Consider the following 21,837-nt stretch of genomic DNA (forward strand, 5'->3'; position numbering starts at 1 on the left):
TAATTATAACGAGTCGATATATGTAACGCCGCTATCTTAAGTAACAATACACTTATTTAATATGACAATTTTGTCACTTCTGACAACCGTTTCATAATCTCATTTTGTTTTGGGAAAATTAAAATAAATGTCGTACCTTTACCTATTTCAGACATCACTTCAATTTGGATACCTAATTGTGCTTTAACACTGTCAACCAAATATAATCCCATACCCGAAGAAGCTGTTTCATCACGATTAGCAGTTGATGTATAACCTCGATCAAAAATTCTTGGCAAGTCTTTCTGACTAATGCCTCTGCCCTCATCTTGAATTTTCAAATGGACGTGTTCACCTTTAATATAGCCTGACATATGAATATCAGAGTTTTTACTATATTTTAAAGAATTTGACAAAATTTGCCGAATCATCATGCGGCACCATTTTACATCTGTGTAGACCATTGTATTACCATCAAATGATAAGTTATAGCCAATACCTTTTGCTTGGCTAATGTGTCTTGTTAATTGTATTTCATCAATCACTAAACGTTTTAATGATACTTGTTCAAAGTACATATCTCTATTTTGAGACTCTAAGCGCGTTAAGTATAATTGTTTATCTAACATTTCATTAATTCTAGACCACTCATAAAGCAATGACTGTTTGCGCTGTTGATTTTGTTCCTGATCAATTAACAATTTCATTGCTGTCACAGGCGTTTTAATATCATGAACAAATTCAGTTATTGATTGTTCCGTTACTTTAATCTGATGTTGCTGTTTTGTTACTTTTTCCTTTTGTAAATTCAATTTGCGATACAAATAATCCACGATTTGTTCTTGAAACGGGCTTTCTGCGAGTCCTTTATGCTTTATTTCCTCTATTTCTTTATTTTCATAAAAATGTTGATATAACTTAATTTCTTTTAAAAAAGCAAAGAGTAAAAAGATAGCAGTCATTCCAATGTTTAACACCACTAAATAAATCATACTATCAACAGAAATATCGTAATCAATATAAGAAATACCCAGCATCATTAGGTTTAAAAATAAAAACCATAGCACCCAATTCTTACGTGTCTTGATAAACAGCCAAAACCATTTCACGTTATTCATGAGCCATATATCCTTTACCAACTTTTGTTTCAATCGCAGTATCCATATCTAATTCAGCTAATTTTTTACGCAAACGATTAACATTAACAGTTAAGGTATTATCACTAACAAAGGCTTCGTCTTCCCAGAGTGCTGTAATTAATGTGTCACGCGTCACGATTTGATTTTGTTTCGTAATTAACATTTCTAAGATAATCATCTCTGTTTTAGATAAATAAATCACTTTATCGTCTTTTTGAATACTATCTTTTGATAAATCGACAACTGCTTTTTGCCAATTTAAAATACGCTTTTCTTCTACGCCAAACTCATACACTCGACGATAAATCGCTTGTAATTTTGCAATAAGCACGTTGGTATAAAATGGTTTTTGCATATAATCGTCTGCACCTAATTCCATACTCATTACTTGATCCATTGGGTTATCACGAGATGATAAAAATAAGATGGGCACGTTGGACACTTGGCGCATTTTTCGACACCAATAGAATCCATCATATTTAGGAAGTTGAACATCCATAATAACAATCTCCGGTTGAACTTGTTCATATGTCTCCATCACATTGCTAAAATCTTCTACTCCCATAACGTTAAAATCCCATTGTTCTAGTTCTTTTTTCAATTCTTTAAATAGCGTCTTATCATCTTCTACGAGTAATATTTGCATGAATTTTCACCTTCATTATTTTGTGTATTTAATCTTTTCTCCATCTTGTATACGCCCTTGAAAATGTTTGATTCTACAATCAATTTCAAATCCACGCATAATTAATCCTTGTAAGGGAGCTTGAATAACATAATATATTGGCCAAAATAATCGCGGAATGTAATCATATAAATGTACAATAACCATTTGGGTTCCTTTTAATTGTCTAAATTCCAATTTGCCCTGTTTTTTCAAATTTGGATGTACTAGACGACCTCCAACAAGGTTTAAAGTAATCATGCCATCTACTTCTGCACCAATTTTTATAACGGCAAGTGGTTTATGTTTAACTTTACCATAGATAATGTAATTATCTCCTTCTTTACACGTATTAACAAAAGTGCCTTTTGTATTACCTAGCCAAGTCATAAAATAATCTACTAATTGACTCAGTGTCCATTTTTTTGGCAAAACAATATGCATTGCATTTCTGACATCGTCATACTTAGAAACTTGTAATTCAACGTTAATATGTGGCCGTTTGACTATGTGCTCTGTTTGTTGTACGTTAACCCCGTATGCGCTCAGACGCTCCACCGTTTCTTTGTCAAAACGACTACCAGTAATATATATAATAGTTGCCACGCTTGTCTTGGCGGCAGCACGTCCAAAATTATCAGCGGCAATTAGGTTTAAATCTCTCGCTGTTGCTTGTGTTAGCTTTGCTGAATGTTTATTTGGATCAATGTAGAAGATAGCGATGTCCATCCCTTCCATTGCACTTAGGACATCTTTATAATTATATATATCTTTCTTTAACCAAGTAATACTTTCAATTTTTGTCTCTTGAGGGTTTGGATATTTAGATAAAGCATATAAAGTTGCCTCATGTTCAATGGCAGAACCAATATGTTTACCTAAAAAGCCACTACCCCCTGCAAGCAATACATTTGGTTTCATCTTAATATCCCCTTTAACAATCACTAAAGATATGAGCAATTATACTTTTAATATACTATACTATAGTAGAACGATAAATTCTAAACGATTGGAGGTCTACTATGGCTCCTATTATACGCGAAATAAGCATTAAAGATGTAGAAAACTTCATACAACTATTGTCGACAGTATATGATGAATCTGAATTCACATTATATAATCCAGGTGAATATGCTCCTACCATTCAACGTGCAAGTAAAAACTTAGAAAAATTTATAACATCTCCGGCAAATACGATTTTCGTGGCCGAACAAGATGAACAACTTGTTGGCTATGCCTTTGTAACTACAAAAAATTATGAACGTACAAAACATGAGGCTATTATATCCTTAGGCGTAAAATATTTATATCAACGTAAAGGTATTGGACAAGCCTTGATAAACGCTGCAGAAGCATGGGCATTAAATCGTCATATTCGGCGTCTTGAAGCTTCTATAGTTCCAGAAAATCAAAGCGCTGTCATATTGTTTAAAAGTTTAGGTTTTATTATTGAAGGCGAGTTGAGAGATAAGCTGTTCATAAATGGTAAATATTATAGCAAGTATGTGTTGGGCAAATTGTTAATTTAGTCCGTAATACCTATATAGCGTTAACGTGTTTTATACTATGATAAAGTACCACTGCTGAACCATATAATTTTATACATAATATTTAAATACGCTATAACGCCACGACCTATAATGTACTTTTTGGTCGTGGCGTTAACTCTTATTTATCATTACCTAATCGGAAATACAATTATTGTTATCATCATTCGATAGGTAGCAGATTAACTGTATTATTCTCTGGTGTATGCGTGTCTAAACTATGATTATTGCCTCGTTCAACACCTGATGAAGACGTATTTCGACTTAGAAATAGCAATACCCGCTTCATGTTTTCTTTAGATTCCGGCTTTTCTAAATGAAATTGATATTGATGATGTAAATGATGTGTACCATCGTAAAAAAGTGTCGTAGTAGGTACATGTTTACTTTTAAGTTTACGGATAAAACTTTCATTTTGGCTGTAAAATGGATCGCCGTCACCTACAGATAAATAAGTGGGAGGAAATTGCTTTGTCACTTGCTGAATCGTCGACATTTGTGAAATATTTTTAAAATCTGTTTCCCAATTGGCAGAACCAGTATAACTGCGCATAAACATTTGAATACGAGGAAATTCAGTTGCACGAACCGTCTGCATATTATAAAAGCCACCGAAAAAAATTGCTCCTTTTAACTGTTCTGGCGTGAATTGTTGTTGGAAACCCATTTCTTCACGCAATTTATCATTTGTTTGCATTGCAGTATATTGACTCATTAATTGGGCACCTGCCGAGTCCCCACCTAATATGACTTGGTCAAAATCAATTGGGAAGTCATGTTGATTATCTTTCATAAATTTTACCGCTGCATCCATTTGTTTTAACGGTGTTGGATATTTATAGTTAGGTGCTAAAGCATAATTAACATTTACAACGACATAACCCTGTTCAGCAATTTTAGAAAGCAATGGATTTTTATACTGCTTATCTCCTGCAACAAACCCACCGCCATGCATCCAAAAGATGATTGGTAACTTGCTATTTTCATTAACTGTTTCAGGTGTAATGATATCTAATTTGCTATTAGGATAACCATGGCTATAAGTAATATCCGTAAAGACTTGGACATTTTTATTATTAATCTGTACTTTATTGTTTGTTCTATGATTATTTTGGTCTGAATCGTAATGATATTTTAAGTCAAGCGCAACCACACTACCAATAACTAACACGCATATCAACGTAATCCAAGACCATTTTCTAGTCTCTTTCATTTTCTATCCCTTCATCCATAATCAATAGACTTCTTCTACTCAATTTAACATTGTAAAATTAAAGCAACTCGCCTTTTTCATAGTGACGAATTGCTTTTAAGATTAAAACAACTTAATTTAATTGTAAAGCGTAATTGCCATGATTCTTTACGCAATATGTTTTTTATTGTCATTTTTACGTTTAAAATATTTTATAAGTACTGCAACAACAATAAATAATCCTACAACTCCCATAATATTATAAAGTGAGTTAATTAAATCAGCAAAGCCTACGAAGCTTAAAATATATGCTGCAATCATCATGATTATTATAAAAATATGATACTTCTTACTGTACGGTTCAGTAAAACGTGCAGCAAATGAATAGCATAAACCTAATATCGTATTATACATGACAGCTAACATAATTATTGTCAATATCAATCCTAACCAAGAATTGATTTCATTAGCTAGGTTTAATGTAGGTATTGCCGCATCTTTAATATTTGGATATTCTGTTTGTAAAGCAAAGTTAATAAGTGCTAACAAAATAGTATAAACAATACCTCCAAACATTGCACCTGCACCTGAGACGTGACGTTTTGAAGCATCACCCCCGATAGCTACAATGGTACTAAATCCAACAGCAAATGCTAGTCCTCCGTATTGTAAACCTTTTAATATGCCCCAAACGATACTTGTTTTAGGAACAACTTGATCAACTTCATTTAAAGGTACTGTGCCTTTAAATAAGTACACAATAGCGATTAACACGACCATCACAATTAAGAATGGCGTTACTATTCCTAACGCCTGTACGATTTTATTGAAGTCTAAAAGTAATGTGCCGTAGATGACCAATGTCATAATTAATGCACCAAGCCATGTAGGAATACCAAAACTCTCAGTAAATGTAGATCCTGCACCTGCAATCATTGTAACTGCAATACCAAATAAGAAAAAGACAAGAATATAATCGAATATTTTACTAAACTTTTCACCAAAAATGTACTGAAGCGTTGATTCATGGTTTGTCGCTTCAAATGCTGTACCAATTTTAGCTACTTGGCGCCCAATGAATCCTAATATTAAACCAGATAAAACTACACCAATATATGACCATAAACCATAAGGTGTAAAGAATTGCATAACTTCTTGACCGGTTGAAAATCCTGCGCCGACAACAATGCCGACGTAAGCGAAACCTATTTTAACAGCTTCTTTATTCAGCCCCATGTAAATAATTACCTCCTTAAAATTTAGACATTGAGCATTATAACGTACTGATTGCAATATGCAAGTATGCATAAAGCTGTTGTGACGGTGCAAATCAGCGTTATTGCCTATGCTAAACAGCAATAGAGCTCGTTGTAATATTACCCATTTTTTTGTTATGTAGTGCATCTTTGCTTCTGAATTTCTAATTAACCTTAATACTATAACAGTAAACACACGAAAGTAGAAGATAAGATGCAAACCGTTTTCAACAAAAGAAAAGCCCTAAACTCATCAATTGACAAGTTTAAGGGTTTTCTAACGCAGCTTAAATGATATTATGAATGTGCATCTTTATAGCGATTTAATTCGTTGAAATCTACAACAACGTTATCCATACGTTTAGCTGTCTCTTTAAGAATATTTCTTGCCACACTATTCGATGGATCTAATTTCAATATTTGTTTAGCTACTTTAAGTGCTTTTGCATCTGAAATGACTGGCTCAGGAATTGCATGTAGTAACAGCATTTGTAATAAGCTTTTCACTTCTTTACCTTCAGTTAATTGAATAGATGCTTGTGCATGATAATATGCAGAATTCAACGCACCTTCTGCTTCACTCAATGGGTAAACAAGTAATAAAAATGCTAAATCATGTAATTCAGCTGTTTCTTCATCTTTTATCATATCTAAAATGCACGTATAAAACATCATGCTTTCAACTTCATGTGCACTTGAGATATATGCTTCTTCAAATTCTAAATAATCTGCTTCGGACATTAATTCTCTTACAGCATCAAAGTTACCATTTAAAACTAAATTCTTTATTTGTTCTTGCATACTAATGTCCTCCTTTCACAGATGGACTCATTTTCCTTAGTTTAACATAAACCTTACATTTTCGCATGCACTATGCAAAAATTTCACAGTATAACTTTTACATTTTAATTTTATAATTAAAATGTTGATTTTTTGAATGAATATTGTTCAATATCATTTAATATTTTGTCAACAGTTTCTCCCATTGACAAATTTACTGTTGCGGTAAAACTACCCTCCACAATTGGCGCATTCACTTTATAAATATGAAAACTTCCATCATATGCCTCAATTGCTAAGTCTAAATTCATATCTGCCGATCCTAAGTCATAAAAACACAATGCATCTTCTTCTAATTGATTCAGTATTGTTAAAATATCGTCTGCTGACGTTCCATACTTATGATTTTCTCCACCATATGCAATAATATTAACATCTTTTGAGATATCCTTCAGTAAGTCTTTCGTACCATTTGCAATCGCTTCACTATGACTTACCAAAACAATTGCTGTCATAAGTCATCTCTCCCTGCATTTAGTATTTTTACCTTCTGCCATCTATCACAAGTTGTATTACTATAAATTATATAAAATATTACATATGAAATGCCAACATTAATTGTACTTTTCCACTTAAAACCCAACAAGATGCTATCTTCCGTTTTGACCAGGTCATATTCACTTATAAAATATACGATGCATGCATTAAAATCAATCTTTCATCATTGTCGAATTTTCATTTTAAGAAACCGCTTGATATATCATTTATGGCTATATAAAGGATGCATAATGTTTTAACTGCATATCACATATTTACTACAACTACTACCAATACATAAATATAAGGAGCGGTACAGAATTCATTATGAATTCGTAGTCCCGCTCCCGGCAACATCAAGTTATCAATCGTAATGTAATTTATCAAAATTCAAAAAAGCAAGCACATTGGCTCATTAATACTTTTACAAATGGTATTAGCTGTATTGACTTAGCTAAATATTTTACCTTTTTGATTCATTCCAACACGAATTTTATTAAATAGATTTAGCTTTATACATTAAAAATAGGAAATAAGGTGCACCGATAATGGCTACTACAATGCCTGCAGGTATACCTGTTGGTTCTAAAACTAATTTACCAATTGTATCTGAAATAACAAGCAAGAACGCACCTATTACTACTGCTATAGGTAAGAAAAGTTGATGTCTTGGACCAACAATTGTCTTAGCAATATGTGGCCCCATCAAGCCAATAAAAGCAATCGAGCCAGCAACAGCTACGGCAACTGAAGAAAGTATTACTGCTACAAAAAACAACACGATTCTTTCACGTTCTAATTTAACACCTAAGCCTTTTGCAATGTGTTCATGTGTGTTAATTAAATTTAATTCATTAGATTTAAATAATAAATAAGGTAAAATAATCACAATCCATGGTAAGAATGCAAGTACAAATGCCCATTCGTCTCCCCATATACTTCCTGCAAACCAATTCGCGATGAACTCTGACTGATCTTCATCAAATTTAGAAGTTAACGTAATCGAGCCGCCATACAATGCTGCTTGCATTCCAACACCTACAAGCACCATACTCGATGGCGTAATGCCATCTCTTTTATTTAAACTAAATGAAAAAATTAAAAGTGCAGTTGCTACACCACCAATAATACTAATGAGTGGTAACACATAAATGAAATTATCTGGATCAACTTGCCCTATAGAAACAAAAATGGCAATGGCAAAACCGCCACCAGCATTAATACCTAAAATACCTGGTTCTGCAATTGGATTTTTAGTAACACTTTGAATAATCGCGCCACTCATACTTAATGCGGCGCCTGCTAAAATAGTAATAATCATTCTTGGAAACCTAAATTCCATCAAGATAAGCTGGTCAGTATATTCTCCAAAACCGAATAACGTTTTAAAGAAACGATCCATAGGAATTTTATATTCACCGGTCGAAACACTTAGAGCACATGCAAAAAGTAATAACACCGTGATGATAATAAATGTAATGATTTGTTTACGTCTAAGTCTTGGATCAATCATATCGAACGCCCTCCTCTTTTAACAAGATATAAGAAGTAAGGTACACCGATAAATGATATGATTGCACCCACTGGAGCATCTCCTAACATGCGCGCTACTGTATCTGCTACAATCATCAGCAAACCACCCATAATCGCTGTCAATGGCAATACTTTAGCATAATCCGTACCAACTAAAAATCGAACTATGTGAGGTACCATTAAACCAACAAATGCGATTTGCCCTACCATAGAGACTGCTACACCAGCAAGTACCATTGATAAAATTAAACTTAAGCCTCTAATCAGCGTTACATTCTGACCTAATCCTTTTGCTAAAGATTCACCTAGGTTTAAAATCGTCAACTGCTTACTTATGGTTAACATCACGATGATTGCAACAATAATGATCGGACCACTCCACCATAATTGATGCCACGTGATACCTGATACACCTCCAGCTGACCAAAACGTCAACGATTGATTTAATCGAAATACCAATGCTATCCCTTGACTCAAAGCCGTCAACATTGCACTGACCGCTGCACCAGCTAGAATAATGCGCATGGGATTAAATCCGTCACGTCTTGACCTACCAATCATCAAGACAATCAATCCACCTATCATAGCTCCCAAAAATCCAGCCAACATCATGATTAAAAAAGGTGCACTTGGATAAAAAGCAAACGTTGTTGCCAATCCAAATGATGCACCTGAATTTAAACCAATTAAGCTAGGGTCTGCCAATCCATTTTTAGTTACGCCTTGAATGACAGCACCAGCGACTGCTAAAGCCATCCCAACAAGGACAGCACCTAAATCTCTTGGTATACGAATTTCACTAATAATATTATGCTGCTGATTATGTGGATTATAATTAAAAATTGCTTCCATGATAGTGTCAAAATCAATTTTAGCATCCCCTATTAGGATGGAGCATAATAATGCCATTATTAGCAATATTATTGTCGCTATCAAATAAACAATAAAACTGATTCTTTTCTTACTTACTTTGCTCGACATAAAAACGTATCCTTTTCAAAATATCTTTATGAGTATGTTTTACTAAACAAATCATAGGTAACTAATAATGGTTTGCCTGTACGTGGATCTTCACTTAACACAACATCAATATTAAACACCTGTTCTAAAATTTCCTTTGTAAGTACCTCTTTAGTTGTACCATTTGCGACGATTTCCCCATCTTTCATAGCAATCAAATGGTCTGAAAAGCGAATAGCCTGGTTAATATCATGTAAGACCATCACAATGGTACACCCTTGTTCTTCGTTTAAACGCTGAACAAGTTCTAAAATTTCTAACTGGTGACAAATATCTAAGTATGTTGTAGGTTCATCCAAAAATATAATGTCGGTTTTTTGTGCTAAGGCCATTGCAATCCATACGCGTTGTCTTTGTCCACCACTTAAGTCATTAATTGAGCGGTGACGGAAGTCATATGTTCCTGTTACAGTTAATGCCCAATCAATTTCTTTTTTATCTTCAGCTGAAAGACGACCAAATCCTTTCTGATGCGGAAAACGGCCATATGAAACAAGTTCACCTACCGTTAAACCATCAGCTACTTCTGGAGATTGTGGTAAAATTGCAATCTTTTTAGCAATTTCTTTTGTTGACTGTGTATGAATACTTTCACCATCAAGTATAATTTGTCCTTTTTTTATCAACAGTAATCGAGATAAAGCTTTCAATAACGTAGATTTCCCACATCCATTTGGTCCAATTATTGATGTTATTTTACCATCAGGAATTTCTACATCAAGGTTATTAATTATCGTATGATCACCATATCCAATTTCAACTTGTTGTCCATTCAAGCGACTCATAATTCCCCAACTTTCTATTTATTCTCATTTATTTCTATTCTATATTTTAATTGTCACAACGCAATTGATAATCATTATCATAAAAGCTATTATAACATCTTTACAAGTTATTGACTAACAAACTTTTTTATTTATACAAAATGGTTGAGACATCAATATATTTTAGGCGATGAACACTATATTGACAGTAGTTGACTGAATTGAAAATACGCTTATACCACGCTTTTTTCATTCCTAGTCAACCTTGCCGGGGCGGGACTACGAATTTATAATGAATGCTGTCCCGCTCCCAACAACAATCATGTGGGATTCAACAAATATAAATAAGCACTACGTGTTCCAACATAGCATGATTATTGTGCAAAACAATACAACCTTTGTTAAGAAGTTCGATTTCTGTTCTATTCCTTTGATTATTCTTCAACAAGAAAACCATTCCCATAGACATCACGCACATCGTGAATCACTAAAAATGCATGATCATCAATACGCTTAATAATGCGCTTTGCTCTTGACACTTGCGTCTTACTGATGACCACGTACAAGACATCTTTTTGCTCTCGTGTATAATACCCATGCCCATTTAATATGGTCAGGCCTCTTCCTACCTGCTCACCAATTGCTTTAGCTACATCTTCAGACTTACTTGAAATAATGGTCATTGCTTTTTTTGTGTTTAATCCTTCAATGACATATTCCATAACTTTAGTACCTATATAGAGTGAAATAACAGTGACTAATACCATTTCTATTGGTAATACTGTTAAAGAAATCAGCACCACAATTAAATCAAAAAAGAGCAAAGCATAAGGTGTACTAACGTCTAAATATTTATTAGCAATCCGTGCAAGAATTGTTGTCCCAGCAGTTGTTCCTCCGGCTAACACGATTATCCCAATACCAAGTCCCACCGAACCACCACCAAATATGCAATTAATAATGATATTTGACGTTTTAATATGCCAGTTTTCAGTTAATCCTAAAAATACAGAGATTAATATGGTTGCCAAAATGGTTAAATACGTGCTTCGTTTACTTAGAAACTTGTAACCTGCGATGATTAAAATAGCATTAGCAACAAAATTAGTCACTGCCGGCGAAATATGAAAGGCATAGTAAAGTATGATTGCCATACCTGTCACACCACCTTCACCTAAATTACCGGAAATAATAAAGGCATTCACACCAGCAGAAAAAATAAAAGAACCTATAATAACAAATACTATATCTCTAATAAGTTTATTCACTATACTCATCCCCTCTGCAATGTCTTAGGTAAAAGCTGTAATATATAAACATCATACGAGACTTTATATGAAATTTAAACCTGTGATGATTAAATTTTCTAAAAGTTGAGACTAAAGTCGCTACTTTTAGAAAATAAGATATAAAAAAAGCGAAAGCAAAGTTCGTTACTTCTTTGCTATTTCGCTCTATTCTTTCTTAATTAATTTACAAGTCAACCGAATTTAATATAAATTACGTAAGTATATATTTCATTGAAGCTTAGAATAAAAAGATTAAAAGTGCTGTAGCGATAATTATGATATTAAATAAATTGATAAAAACGCTAATGTAGCAATGATTTTTCAAGTCATCATTGTATCGATAATAAATACTATAAATTATAGATAATAGTAATAACAGTAAACTTGTTGCACTAAAGGTAGCAACAATGTAAAATCCATAACTACTTAACGCATCTCTAAAGATAAAAATCATAGTTAAAACGATGATATAGTTAAGGATATTAATACCATATATTACACGTTCCATATTATATTCACCCACTTATATAAGTGTCCTATATGTACTTTTTATCGCCTTGCTTAAGCATTTTTTACATAATCCTTTCGATTATAATATAAACATACCCTCTATATAACTACAAGTAGTATGAGCTTTTCAACACTTTTATGATGCACTTCATTTTCAGTTCTATACTTCTGATAACTATTCATTATAATTATTAAAAAAGTAAATACTATGCGTGCCATAAAATCAAGTTAAGCAATGAATTTATAAACAAATTTAAATTTTCTGAATTTTCTATTCACATTTTAGTTCTCTTCTGTTATAATGTGTATAACTTCTTATTAAGAGAAGTTATCTCCTTTGTGTTGTTTATATTAACAAACAAATTTTGCTCGAAGTACTGTGACAGTACCTAGTCCTTACCGTTACAAGTACATTAATATTCATTTCCCATAAAAACCAAGTGCAAAGAGTGTGTCCTTACTGTTCGTGCTTGGTTTTTATCTATTTACTAAACATAAGTACACCCCAATACTATACATTTAGTCATGTAATAGCATAGGGGCTTTTTATTTTTCATTACCAAGCAAATAAGCCAACAAAAGCAGCTGTTAATAATGACACTAAAATACCAGATAATAACATCATAGGCACATATTTAGACACAAAATCTGATGTCTTCTTATCGACAATGCCTTTTAATGTTCCAATAATCATTCCGATTGTCGAGAAGTTTGCAAAAGATACCAAGAATGTTGAAATCACTGCACGTCGATGTGGACTATATGTATCTATGACACTCGAAATTTTCCCCATTACAACAAATTCATTTGTCACAATTTTCTTAGCCATATCTTGTGCCACGTGCCAAGCTTGGTCTATTGGTAAACCTAATAGTAGCGCAAATGGATACATAATTGCACCTAGTATTTGGTCTAAACCAAAGCTAAATTTGAAGCCCATCCAACCAGCAATTAACCCTGTTATAAGATTAATAAAACGATCAAACAAATCTGCTAATGCTACAAAACTAATTACAAAGGCGATAATAATCAGTACTAACTTGCCTGCAGCTAAGACAGAATCGCCTAAAAATGAAAAGAACGGTTGACGTTCTTGTTTATTCGTATTAATACTATAGATAATATCTTCCTGTTCTTCAACCGTCACTGGATTGAGCAATGACGTTACAATAATAGCATTGATAATATTAAGCGGTATTGCTGTTAAGACTAAATCTCCTGGAATCATGCGAACGTAAGCGCCAACAATAGCTCCAGAAATCGAACTCATCGACATCATTGCTACGGTTAACACACGCATTTCATTCATACGCTTTAATTGCTCATTCGAAACAGCTAAAGCTTCTGTATTACCTAAAAACATCATTTCGACACCAAAGAATGATTCAAACTTTGGCTGACGCGTAATTTTTGCTAGTAACCAACCTATGCCCCCAATAATTTTAGGTAACACGTTAAAATACATTAAAATATCAAACAATGGCACAATTAACAAAATAGGAAATAATGCACTGACTGCCATGTCCATCATTTTCCCACTCACAAAACTTTTAAAGGCAAAGCCAGTTCCTTCATTCGCTGATTGAATAACCCAAGCTATCGCGTTAGCTAAACCTCTAACGACTTTTCTTCCCTGTTCAAAGTACACAAAGAACCATGCCAAAAAGAGATTAAGTGCAACTAATATTCCTATTGACTTCCATTGAATATGTTTCCGATTGCGCGAACATGCATAAGCAATGCCTAAAAATACAAATAACCCTATAATATTGATAATTAAAAACATAAGGCACCTACCTTTTTATTTCACCTTAAATGAACAATCTAAGATGAGATTTTGAATACACTTTTTAAAGTAAACATGTAAAATATCTGTAAATTCTACATGAAATATTATACCACGGGCTTACCATAAGAGGATATGATGTTTTAGCAAATTCATAATTACAACAAAATAGCATTCAGTATATAAATTGTTTCTAAACAAAGAAAATGGCAATTTCTACTTTGTTTTTAATAGAAATCGCCATTTTTTTATTAATACTATATTTATCGTGTTGTAGATCTAGTATTTTTCTGGTATTTAGTGATAATTTATCAAATTTTATATAAATAGCTATTGACTGAGGCAAGTCTTCAAGGAAATTAGTATCCATCCAAAGTTATGATAGCACCCTTGAAAATTAAGACAATACTATAAATCATTATTATAAAAACACCCTAAATGAATTCTGACAATACATTTAGGGCGTCTCATTCTATGATTAATATTCTAAATTTGATTGGCGCTTATTTATACTATTGATGACGATGAATATCATTATAAATATGATCACCAATAAACTGTGAAGCATGACCTTTCTCAAGTGAACAAAAGTCTTGATAAAACTTCTCAATTTTATCTTTATAGCGTTCTTTATGTTTATCAATGTGTTTGAGTTCTTCAGCTAATTTAAATTCATCAGTGATAATTTCTCCTGGTAAATCATTCATATAATCCATATAAAAACCACGAAGGCCTTTATCATATTTTTCAATATCATAAGCAAAGAAGAATTGTGGTCGTTTTAGAATACCATAATCAAACATAACAGACGAATAGTCGGTAATTAAGGCATCTGAGATTAAATATAGTTCTGAAATATCATTATAATTAGAAACATCTATCGCGAAATCTTCATATCCATTTAAATCTAAAGCATTTGCAATTAAATAATGCATACGCAATAAAATCACATAGTCATCACCGATTTGCTTTTGTAAGTTAGCCAAATTGATTTTTAAATCAAATAGATATTGTCCTTTTTTGACAAATTCATCATCTCGCCAAGTCGGTGCATACATGATTACTTTTTTATCTTCTGGGAGATTTAAATCTCTCTTAATTTGATTTAGATAATCTGTATCATTTTGACGTGTGACTAAGACATCATTACGTGGATATCCTATTTCCCAAATACGGGCCTCATCCATCCAAAAAGCAGTTTTAAAGATATTTGTAGAATATCTATTTGGAGACACTAAATAATCCCAGCGTGAAGCTTCAGAATAAAAGTTCTTCTTATAATTTGCTGTTGTTGTTCCTGGCATTCTGACAACTTTCATATCATTAGCCAAACGCTTTAGTGGTGTACCATGCCATGTTTGAATATATACTTGGTTTTCTTTTTTATTTAAGTACAGTGGTAGACGAGCATTAGAAACCCAATATTTTGCTTTAGCATATGCTTGATAATACGCCCTAGAACCTTTTTGCACTTTAATAGCATTTCCTGGAATGACAGTTTGTTCTGGTCTAGCACAAACCCAAATATAATTTAACTGTGGGTAGTGTTGTTGCATATATTCATAAATATATTTTGGACTGTCACTATAATTTTTACCACCAAATGATTCAAAGACAATTGTCTTGTCATCTACAATATCTTTATCATCTGTCAATTGATATCTTGAGCGTTCTTTCGCTTTGCTATTAGTAACAATATCTTTGACTAATCTCGTTTTTTTACGTAACTTATTGATGTATTTCGCATGGTCCACATCATTCATAGCAAGGAAAAGCACTTCAAGATTATAAAGTAATTTACCATCTCGAATAATATTCCATTTCACTGCTTTAACCACTTTAATTAAACTGTCTTCCAATGCAACATAACGCGCTTTTATATCTCTTAATGATGGATCAAATCCTTGTTTAATTTCATTTTTCATTTTATCTATTAAAAAGCTTTGAATTTTTTTATTATCAGTACGTTGCATCGCATCGAAAAAGCTCTCCACATAATCATCAAATGTCAAAACAAAATCTTGATCACTTAATGTATTGCCATTAAATGGATCATAAACTTCTCCACGATAATAAAATGGGAAGTCAAAAACTCTGACAAAATGTTCAGCGTATTTCAAATATTCCAGTGTAAATGACATATCTGTAAAAATTCTTAAACTTTCATTGAATCTAATGTGATGGGCTTTAATAATAGCTGTTCTGAATAATATATTACAAACTGTATGTTTTCGTAAAAAAGAATTAGGATTTGTTTGGTGTGATAAATACTCTAAACGTACTTTATCTTTATCAACGTACTGTGGTCGATGATTGGTAAACTTATGAATGGGAGCAATCAAGCCATCAAGTCCATTCACATGGTTTAAATAAAAGTCTATTGCATAGCTTGCTAATTGGTCATCCGCATCAAGGAACATCACATATGGGGTATCAACATAGTCTAATGCCACATTTCGTGCATGTGCATGCCCTGAGTTATGTTCGATTTGAACGAATGTCACATCTTTATCATACGTTGCTAATTGATGTTGTAATATTTCTGTCGATGCATCTATTGAACCGTCATCGACAATAATGATATCAAAATCTTGATTTCTCTGTTTTTTTAAACTGGTGATACAATCACCAATATGGTCTTCATTGTTATAATATGTCACAATAACCGATAATTTATTCAATATGTTTCGCTCCATTTTACTTTAGTTACTTATCTCTTGGATAAGTTTTTGATAGTTTTTTACCGCTGCAGCTTCACTAAATTTTTCACTTAATTTTACATCTTCACGCTTGATATTTCTAACTTTTTCTATTCCATTAGCAAAAGCGGTCACGTCGCCCGCATCAATTAATAGCCCATTTTCACCATCAATAATCAGCTCACTAGGTCCATACCGAACGTCATATGATACCACAGGGCAACCGTTATGAATACTTTCCATAATCGTCATGCCAAAGCCTTCATATTGGGTGGTCAGCAATGACGCTGTAGCATGTTGAAAGACACGCTCTGGCTGATTTGTATGCGTATTAAACACTACATTATCACAAATACCTAATTCAGTTGTTAAGTCTTTTAAAGATGACACTTGATTGTCAACATCTTCTCCATAAATATGAAGTTGACTATTATATCCTTTAGCCAAATATTGTTGGAAAGCATGAATAAGATGATTGAGCTGTTTTTCTTTAGCAATCCTGCCAATAAAACAGAAGTAATCGTCAACTTTCTCGGATGGTTCGGTCAATAATTGATGTTGAAAATGTGGAATCACTTCAATCTTATCATCACTTATATTAAATTGTTGCTGAATATCTGCCTTTTGATAGTGAGTCAACACAAGATATTTATAAATAGACGCGCTATTTTCTAAAGCCAAACCATAAGACTTTCGGATTTTACCATGTTCAAGATGATTGCTATGAAGTACTAAAATACGTTTAATATTATTTTCACACTGAATCAATGAACGATCTAATAGTCGTGCATCATTGAATACCACGCTGCCATCTGACAAAACATGATTAAAATAATAGGTAAACATTTCTTTTTCAGTATTAAAGACCCGTCGAGACTTATGCTTTGGATAATAAATAATTTGAAACAGTTTATTTTCTTGATCATTTGAAAAATGTTTTTCTAAATAAAGCGTACCCTTTTTTTCATAGTATTGTTCTTTCAACTTGAAGGTGTTTTTGGGGTTATACGTGACGATTCTATGCAGTTTACCGTTTACAGTGTAGTCTTTACGTTGAATTTTAACTTTCGTTTCAGTTGCAAGTAACTCCTCTGTTTTCATTACGTTAGAATGCTTATAATATTTTCTAGTCATTACGTGTTGTTCATGTTGATAATAGTTAACCGTATTTCCCTTTACTTTAGAAGTCAACCCAGGTATTTTAACTGCGGTTTCCTTTGGACCTCGGTGTAATAGTGACTTCGTTTTTGGTTTTTCTAACAATTTATAATCTGCTAGCCAATCATAAATATTATCAATCTTCAAATTTTCCGTAATAATCCCTTGTTGTTTGAATTTATCATACACTTTTTTATAGTTAGGATTATAGTTTGTGGTCAATATTGTCGATGATTTGTTCAATTTTTCCTCTAAAAATTTAATTCTTTTTAATAATGATTTCGTTCTTCCACCATGCACTGGCGGTAAGGTTGAAGTCACCGTATATAACACATAATCTCCTCCAATATATCAAAGCATCACGCACAGTGATTAACGTCTGCATCAATAGCAAAAAATTTGCAAGTGATATAAAAGCCATTATAGCGCCAACTTCATATTGTCATCTTAACTTAAGATACAAATGAATTTGACGCTATTTAAAGTCGGTATTTTTGTGTCTCAACTTTAATCATCTTTGCTTTAGATATAGTTAAATTAGAGTTGATTATTTCATATTCATAAAATAATTTCAAATTAAATCTATTAATTCGTAGCTTAAAGATTGTTTATCATTTCATTGTTTTAAAGTCTAGCTCTAAAATTATTCTGATAAATTTTGAGTCGTAACAAATTTACGATATTTGTCATGCTCAGCCATTAGCTCTGAATGCGTACCCTCACCAGTTACTTGGCCTTGATCAATAAAGATAATTTGTCCTGCCTTTTTAATTGTCGATAAGCGGTGAGCGATTACAATCGTTGTACGTCCTTTCATGAGCACTTCTAACGCTTCTTGAATTTTTTGTTCACTTTCACTATCTAGATTTGCTGTGGCTTCGTCTAGTAATAAAATATCCGGATTTTTTACAAAGCTACGTGCAATATCGATACGTTGGCGTTGACCACCAGAAAGCTTAAGACCACGTTCACCTACTAACGTGTCATATCCATCATCAAATTGCATAATAAAATCATGACAATTAGCTAACTTACTATATTCAATGAGTTCTTCATCAGAAATTTGTCTATTAATACCATATAAAATATTATCGCGAATGCTCCCACTCATCATGGAGTTAGACTGCATCACATATCCTATTTTATTACGCCATTTAGACAGTGAGATATCATAAATACTTTGGTTATGATACTTGATATCTCCCCCATCAATATCATACATGCGCTCTATTAAGTTGAAAATCGTACTTTTACCAGAACCTGATGGACCTACAAAGGCACTAACCTGACCTTGTGGAATACGAAATGATACATCCTTCAATATATCCTTTACATCATATTTGAATGTCACATGATCAAATGTTAATTCTCCATCGTCAACGATGTTAATCGCTTCTTCGTCAGTGATTTCAGTCTGTTCGGTTGGCTCTTGCATAATTTCATAAATTCTATTACTAGCACCTACTGCTTTTTTGTAATCGGTAACTAATGTCGATAAATTTATCAATGGCATAGATAATTGAATCACATAAAAAATCATCGCAATCAATGTTCCGGCAGTGATGGCACCGCTGGCGATACGTATGGCACCAAATCCTAAAATGACAGCAATCGTGATCAGCATAATCACACTCGAAATGGGTTGAATAACTGCTGTAATCTTAGCTTGTTTTAAACCTAAATTATAAATAGATTGCAAGTTTCTGTGCGCGTTATCTAATTCTTTTCTCTCAGTATTAGATACTTTAACTAAACGCATTTCAGTTAATACACGGCCTAATAAACCACTAAAATTAGCAATTTCTGTTTGTGTATTTTTAGAAATATGTTGCATGATACGACCCAAAGGCATGATGATCGCAATAAAAATTGGAATCGTAATAAAGGTTAATAATGTCATTTGCCAATCCATGATAAATAGCATGATGAGAGAACCCACGAGCGTTAGAATAGATGGCAACAAATCAGGTAATTTTTGTGAAATAAATTCATTAATTACCTTTGTGTCATCTGTTAAACGACTCATAAGCTGACCGCTTTCATTTTTATCAAAAAATGGCATTTTTAGTTTAATAATATGTTCCCATAACAAAGAACGTATGGCGTAAATTACTTTTTCACCAATTTTACTTAGCAAATATAGGCCGATACCACTTAACAAAGCATTTAAGATGAAAATGCTACCAAAAATGACGGCAGTACGCCAGTTAACACTACTCATTGAAAATTTATCAACCATCTTACCGGTAAATAGTGGAATTAATAAACCACTAATGCTACCTAAACTAGTAATAATAACTGCTCCTATAATCAACCCAACTGGCCAATTAAGTTTTTTGAACAGGAAAAATAATGGATTTTGTGCTTTCATGCTTTTACCTCTACAATTTTTATCTTATTTATTATGAAGCTTGCTATTTTCTGTTATTTTGACTGTTTTCAATCATTTCTTATTTACTATCAGTTTATTGTTACTATAACACTGCTAAGCTCCGAGTTCTATAGTATTAGTATAATACTAATATTAAAAAAACACACATTTAATATTTTTTTAAATTCAATAAAGTACTAAAACATCTTAATTATCAGATTTATAGTTTTATTAAAAGTATATTCGTGGTAAAATGTGAGCATTCTAACTTCAAAGAAAAGGACTCAATTTATGAAAAAAATTTTTATAATACTTATATTGGTGCTTGTTAGCTTTACTCAGTTTACCCCTTATCTATTCGCTGCAGAGTCGGATGCTGTGTTAAGCCCAAGTCAAATCGCTACCCAATATGGCTATACTGGCATAACTGCTGCATACGATCCAGAAGGTGCAATTAATGTCAGTCAAACTGGACAAATCTTGTATAATTACCATGGAAATAAAAAATGGTATCTTGCCTCGATGACTAAGCTTATGACGATGTATTTAACATTAGAAGCTGTCAAAAAAGGAGACTTATCGCTTGATGATAAAGTGAAAATCACACAAAATCATTATCGCATGTCAACGTTACCTGAATTAAGTAATACAAAACTCTATCCTGGAGAAGTGTATACCATTGCAGAATTACTACAAATTACTGTATCTAATTCAAGCAATGCAGCTGCATTAATATTAGCTAACAAAGTATCAGGCAACGTCACTTCGTTTACAAAGCTTATGAATAAAAAAGCTAAAGAGCTTGGAATGACGCATACATATTTCACTAACCCAACTGGGGCAGAAAACACGCAACTGCAAGAATTTGCACCTAAACTAACAACAAATGATAATAATTCAACATCTACAGCAAAAGATTATGCAATTCTTGATCAACATGTCATCGCAGATACACCGAATATACTTCACTTTACAAAACAACTCGCACCAACGCAACACGGTGTAACGTATTATACATTTAATCATTCATTAGAAGGTGCTAGCTTAAGCTTACCAGGAACAGATGGTTTAAAAACCGGTTCTAGTGATATTGCTAATTACAACCATACTATTACAACAAAACGTGGTAAGTTTAGAATTAACCAAGTTATTCTAGGCGTAGGTGATTATAATAATCTCGGTGGCGAAAAAGAGAGAAATAAAATGGGCAACGCTATAATGGAAAGTTCGTTCAATCAATATGCATACAAAAAAGTACTTTCTAAGGGCGAACATAATATCAATGGTAAAACATATTATATCAAAAAAGATCTTTACGATGTTGTTCCTAAAACATTACACGCTAAAGACTACCAATTTGTCATTAACGATGGTGAAGTCCATTTAGATTACAAACGTCAATTTATTTCTAAACAATACGGCCCACCAACCGTTCAAGTTCAGAAACCTATGATTCATAAAGCAGATACCATAGCTAAAAGCACATGGAAAGATCATCCAATCATAACATCCACCGCTATTGGTTTACTTATCATTGCCATCGCACTGATTGTTTACCAAGTTATAAAACGTTTGTTTAAAAGAAAATAATAACAACCTAGGATACCTAGTTT

General features: G+C 32.9%; 18 protein-coding genes. 2 read left to right on the top strand and 16 right to left on the bottom strand.

Going from position 1 to position 21,837, the window contains the following annotated elements; translation table 11 throughout:
* Nucleotides 1-56: 56 nt before the first annotated feature.
* Genes AL499_RS05115 through AL499_RS05125 form a run of 3 tightly spaced genes read right to left on the bottom strand, consistent with a single transcriptional unit; the run spans nt 57 to nt 2,703 of the window.
* Nucleotides 57-1,097 (bottom strand): sensor histidine kinase, encoded by a 1,041-nt coding sequence (locus AL499_RS05115; protein WP_002459808.1) that lies wholly within the window; start codon nt 1,095-1,097, stop codon nt 57-59.
* A complete protein-coding gene (gene graR / locus AL499_RS05120; RefSeq protein ID WP_002459809.1) occupies nt 1,090-1,764 on the bottom strand; it encodes a response regulator transcription factor GraR/ApsR in 675 nt (224 codons plus the stop codon). The genes AL499_RS05115 and graR overlap by 8 nt, the downstream gene beginning before the upstream one ends.
* Nucleotides 1,765-1,779: 15 nt before the next feature.
* Nucleotides 1,780-2,703, bottom strand: coding sequence for a Rossmann-fold NAD(P)-binding domain-containing protein (locus tag AL499_RS05125; protein ID WP_002492981.1), 924 nt, complete (start codon nt 2,701-2,703; stop codon nt 1,780-1,782).
* Between the two features lie 101 nt (nt 2,704-2,804).
* On the opposite strand from AL499_RS05125, the gene AL499_RS05130 reads away from it, so the two are divergent.
* The gene (locus AL499_RS05130; RefSeq protein ID WP_002459811.1) at nt 2,805-3,311 is read left to right on the top strand and encodes a GNAT family N-acetyltransferase; all 507 of its coding nucleotides are present in this window, start codon (nt 2,805-2,807) and stop codon (nt 3,309-3,311) included.
* A gap of 181 nt (nt 3,312-3,492) precedes the next feature.
* Here AL499_RS05130 and AL499_RS05135 read toward each other — a convergent pair whose 3' ends face one another.
* The 13 genes from AL499_RS05135 to AL499_RS05200 all read right to left on the bottom strand — a co-directional run bounded on the left by AL499_RS05135 (nt 3,493) and on the right by AL499_RS05200 (nt 20,224).
* On the bottom strand, nt 3,493-4,542 hold the full coding sequence (locus AL499_RS05135; protein ID WP_002493009.1) for an alpha/beta hydrolase: 1,050 nt from the start codon (nt 4,540-4,542) through the stop codon (nt 3,493-3,495).
* Nucleotides 4,543-4,689: 147 nt separating this feature from the next.
* Complete coding sequence (locus AL499_RS05140) at nt 4,690-5,757, bottom strand: YkvI family membrane protein (protein WP_002479394.1); 1,068 nt, start codon at nt 5,755-5,757, stop codon at nt 4,690-4,692.
* 317 nt (nt 5,758-6,074) lie between these two features.
* Nucleotides 6,075-6,578, bottom strand: a complete 504-nt coding sequence (locus tag AL499_RS05145) for a hypothetical protein (protein ID WP_002459814.1) — start codon at nt 6,576-6,578, stop codon at nt 6,075-6,077.
* A 116-nt stretch (nt 6,579-6,694) separates the two neighbouring features.
* Nucleotides 6,695-7,072, bottom strand: coding sequence for a dihydroxyacetone kinase phosphoryl donor subunit DhaM (gene dhaM, locus AL499_RS05150; RefSeq protein WP_002459815.1), 378 nt, complete (start codon nt 7,070-7,072; stop codon nt 6,695-6,697).
* A 518-nt stretch (nt 7,073-7,590) separates the two neighbouring features.
* Nucleotides 7,591-8,607 (bottom strand): FecCD family ABC transporter permease, encoded by a 1,017-nt coding sequence (locus AL499_RS05155; protein ID WP_002493018.1) that lies wholly within the window; start codon nt 8,605-8,607, stop codon nt 7,591-7,593.
* Complete coding sequence (locus AL499_RS05160; protein WP_002492998.1) at nt 8,604-9,608, bottom strand: FecCD family ABC transporter permease; 1,005 nt, start codon at nt 9,606-9,608, stop codon at nt 8,604-8,606. The genes AL499_RS05155 and AL499_RS05160 overlap by 4 nt, the downstream gene beginning before the upstream one ends.
* Before the next feature lie 26 nt (nt 9,609-9,634).
* Nucleotides 9,635-10,432 carry an ABC transporter ATP-binding protein gene (locus tag AL499_RS05165; RefSeq protein WP_002492960.1) on the bottom strand — a complete coding sequence of 266 codons (798 nt, stop codon included), beginning with the start codon at nt 10,430-10,432 and terminating at the stop codon, nt 9,635-9,637.
* Between the two features lie 413 nt (nt 10,433-10,845).
* A complete protein-coding gene (locus tag AL499_RS05170; protein ID WP_002459819.1) occupies nt 10,846-11,688 on the bottom strand; it encodes a YitT family protein in 843 nt (280 codons plus the stop codon).
* Nucleotides 11,689-11,938: 250 nt separating this feature from the next.
* Nucleotides 11,939-12,208: a hypothetical protein gene (locus AL499_RS05175; RefSeq protein ID WP_002459820.1), complete on the bottom strand. Its 270-nt coding sequence runs from the start codon at nt 12,206-12,208 to the stop codon at nt 11,939-11,941.
* 558 nt (nt 12,209-12,766) lie between these two features.
* Complete coding sequence (locus AL499_RS05180; RefSeq protein WP_002459821.1) at nt 12,767-13,996, bottom strand: NupC/NupG family nucleoside CNT transporter; 1,230 nt, start codon at nt 13,994-13,996, stop codon at nt 12,767-12,769.
* Nucleotides 13,997-14,508: 512 nt separating this feature from the next.
* On the bottom strand, nt 14,509-16,677 hold the full coding sequence (locus tag AL499_RS12295) for a bifunctional glycosyltransferase/CDP-glycerol:glycerophosphate glycerophosphotransferase (RefSeq protein WP_002492961.1): 2,169 nt from the start codon (nt 16,675-16,677) through the stop codon (nt 14,509-14,511).
* Between the two features lie 21 nt (nt 16,678-16,698).
* Nucleotides 16,699-18,186 carry a glycosyltransferase gene (locus tag AL499_RS05195; RefSeq protein WP_062248879.1) on the bottom strand — a complete coding sequence of 496 codons (1,488 nt, stop codon included), beginning with the start codon at nt 18,184-18,186 and terminating at the stop codon, nt 16,699-16,701.
* A gap of 310 nt (nt 18,187-18,496) precedes the next feature.
* The gene (locus AL499_RS05200; protein ID WP_002479400.1) at nt 18,497-20,224 is read right to left on the bottom strand and encodes an ABC transporter ATP-binding protein; all 1,728 of its coding nucleotides are present in this window, start codon (nt 20,222-20,224) and stop codon (nt 18,497-18,499) included.
* A gap of 291 nt (nt 20,225-20,515) precedes the next feature.
* Between AL499_RS05200 and pbp4 the strand changes: the two genes are divergently transcribed.
* Complete coding sequence (gene pbp4, locus AL499_RS05205; RefSeq protein ID WP_002459826.1) at nt 20,516-21,814, top strand: penicillin-binding protein PBP4; 1,299 nt, start codon at nt 20,516-20,518, stop codon at nt 21,812-21,814.
* Nucleotides 21,815-21,837 lie beyond the last annotated feature (23 nt).

This window comes from Staphylococcus lugdunensis (assembly GCF_001558775.1).
Classification (GTDB): Bacteria; Bacillota; Bacilli; order Staphylococcales; family Staphylococcaceae; genus Staphylococcus; species Staphylococcus lugdunensis.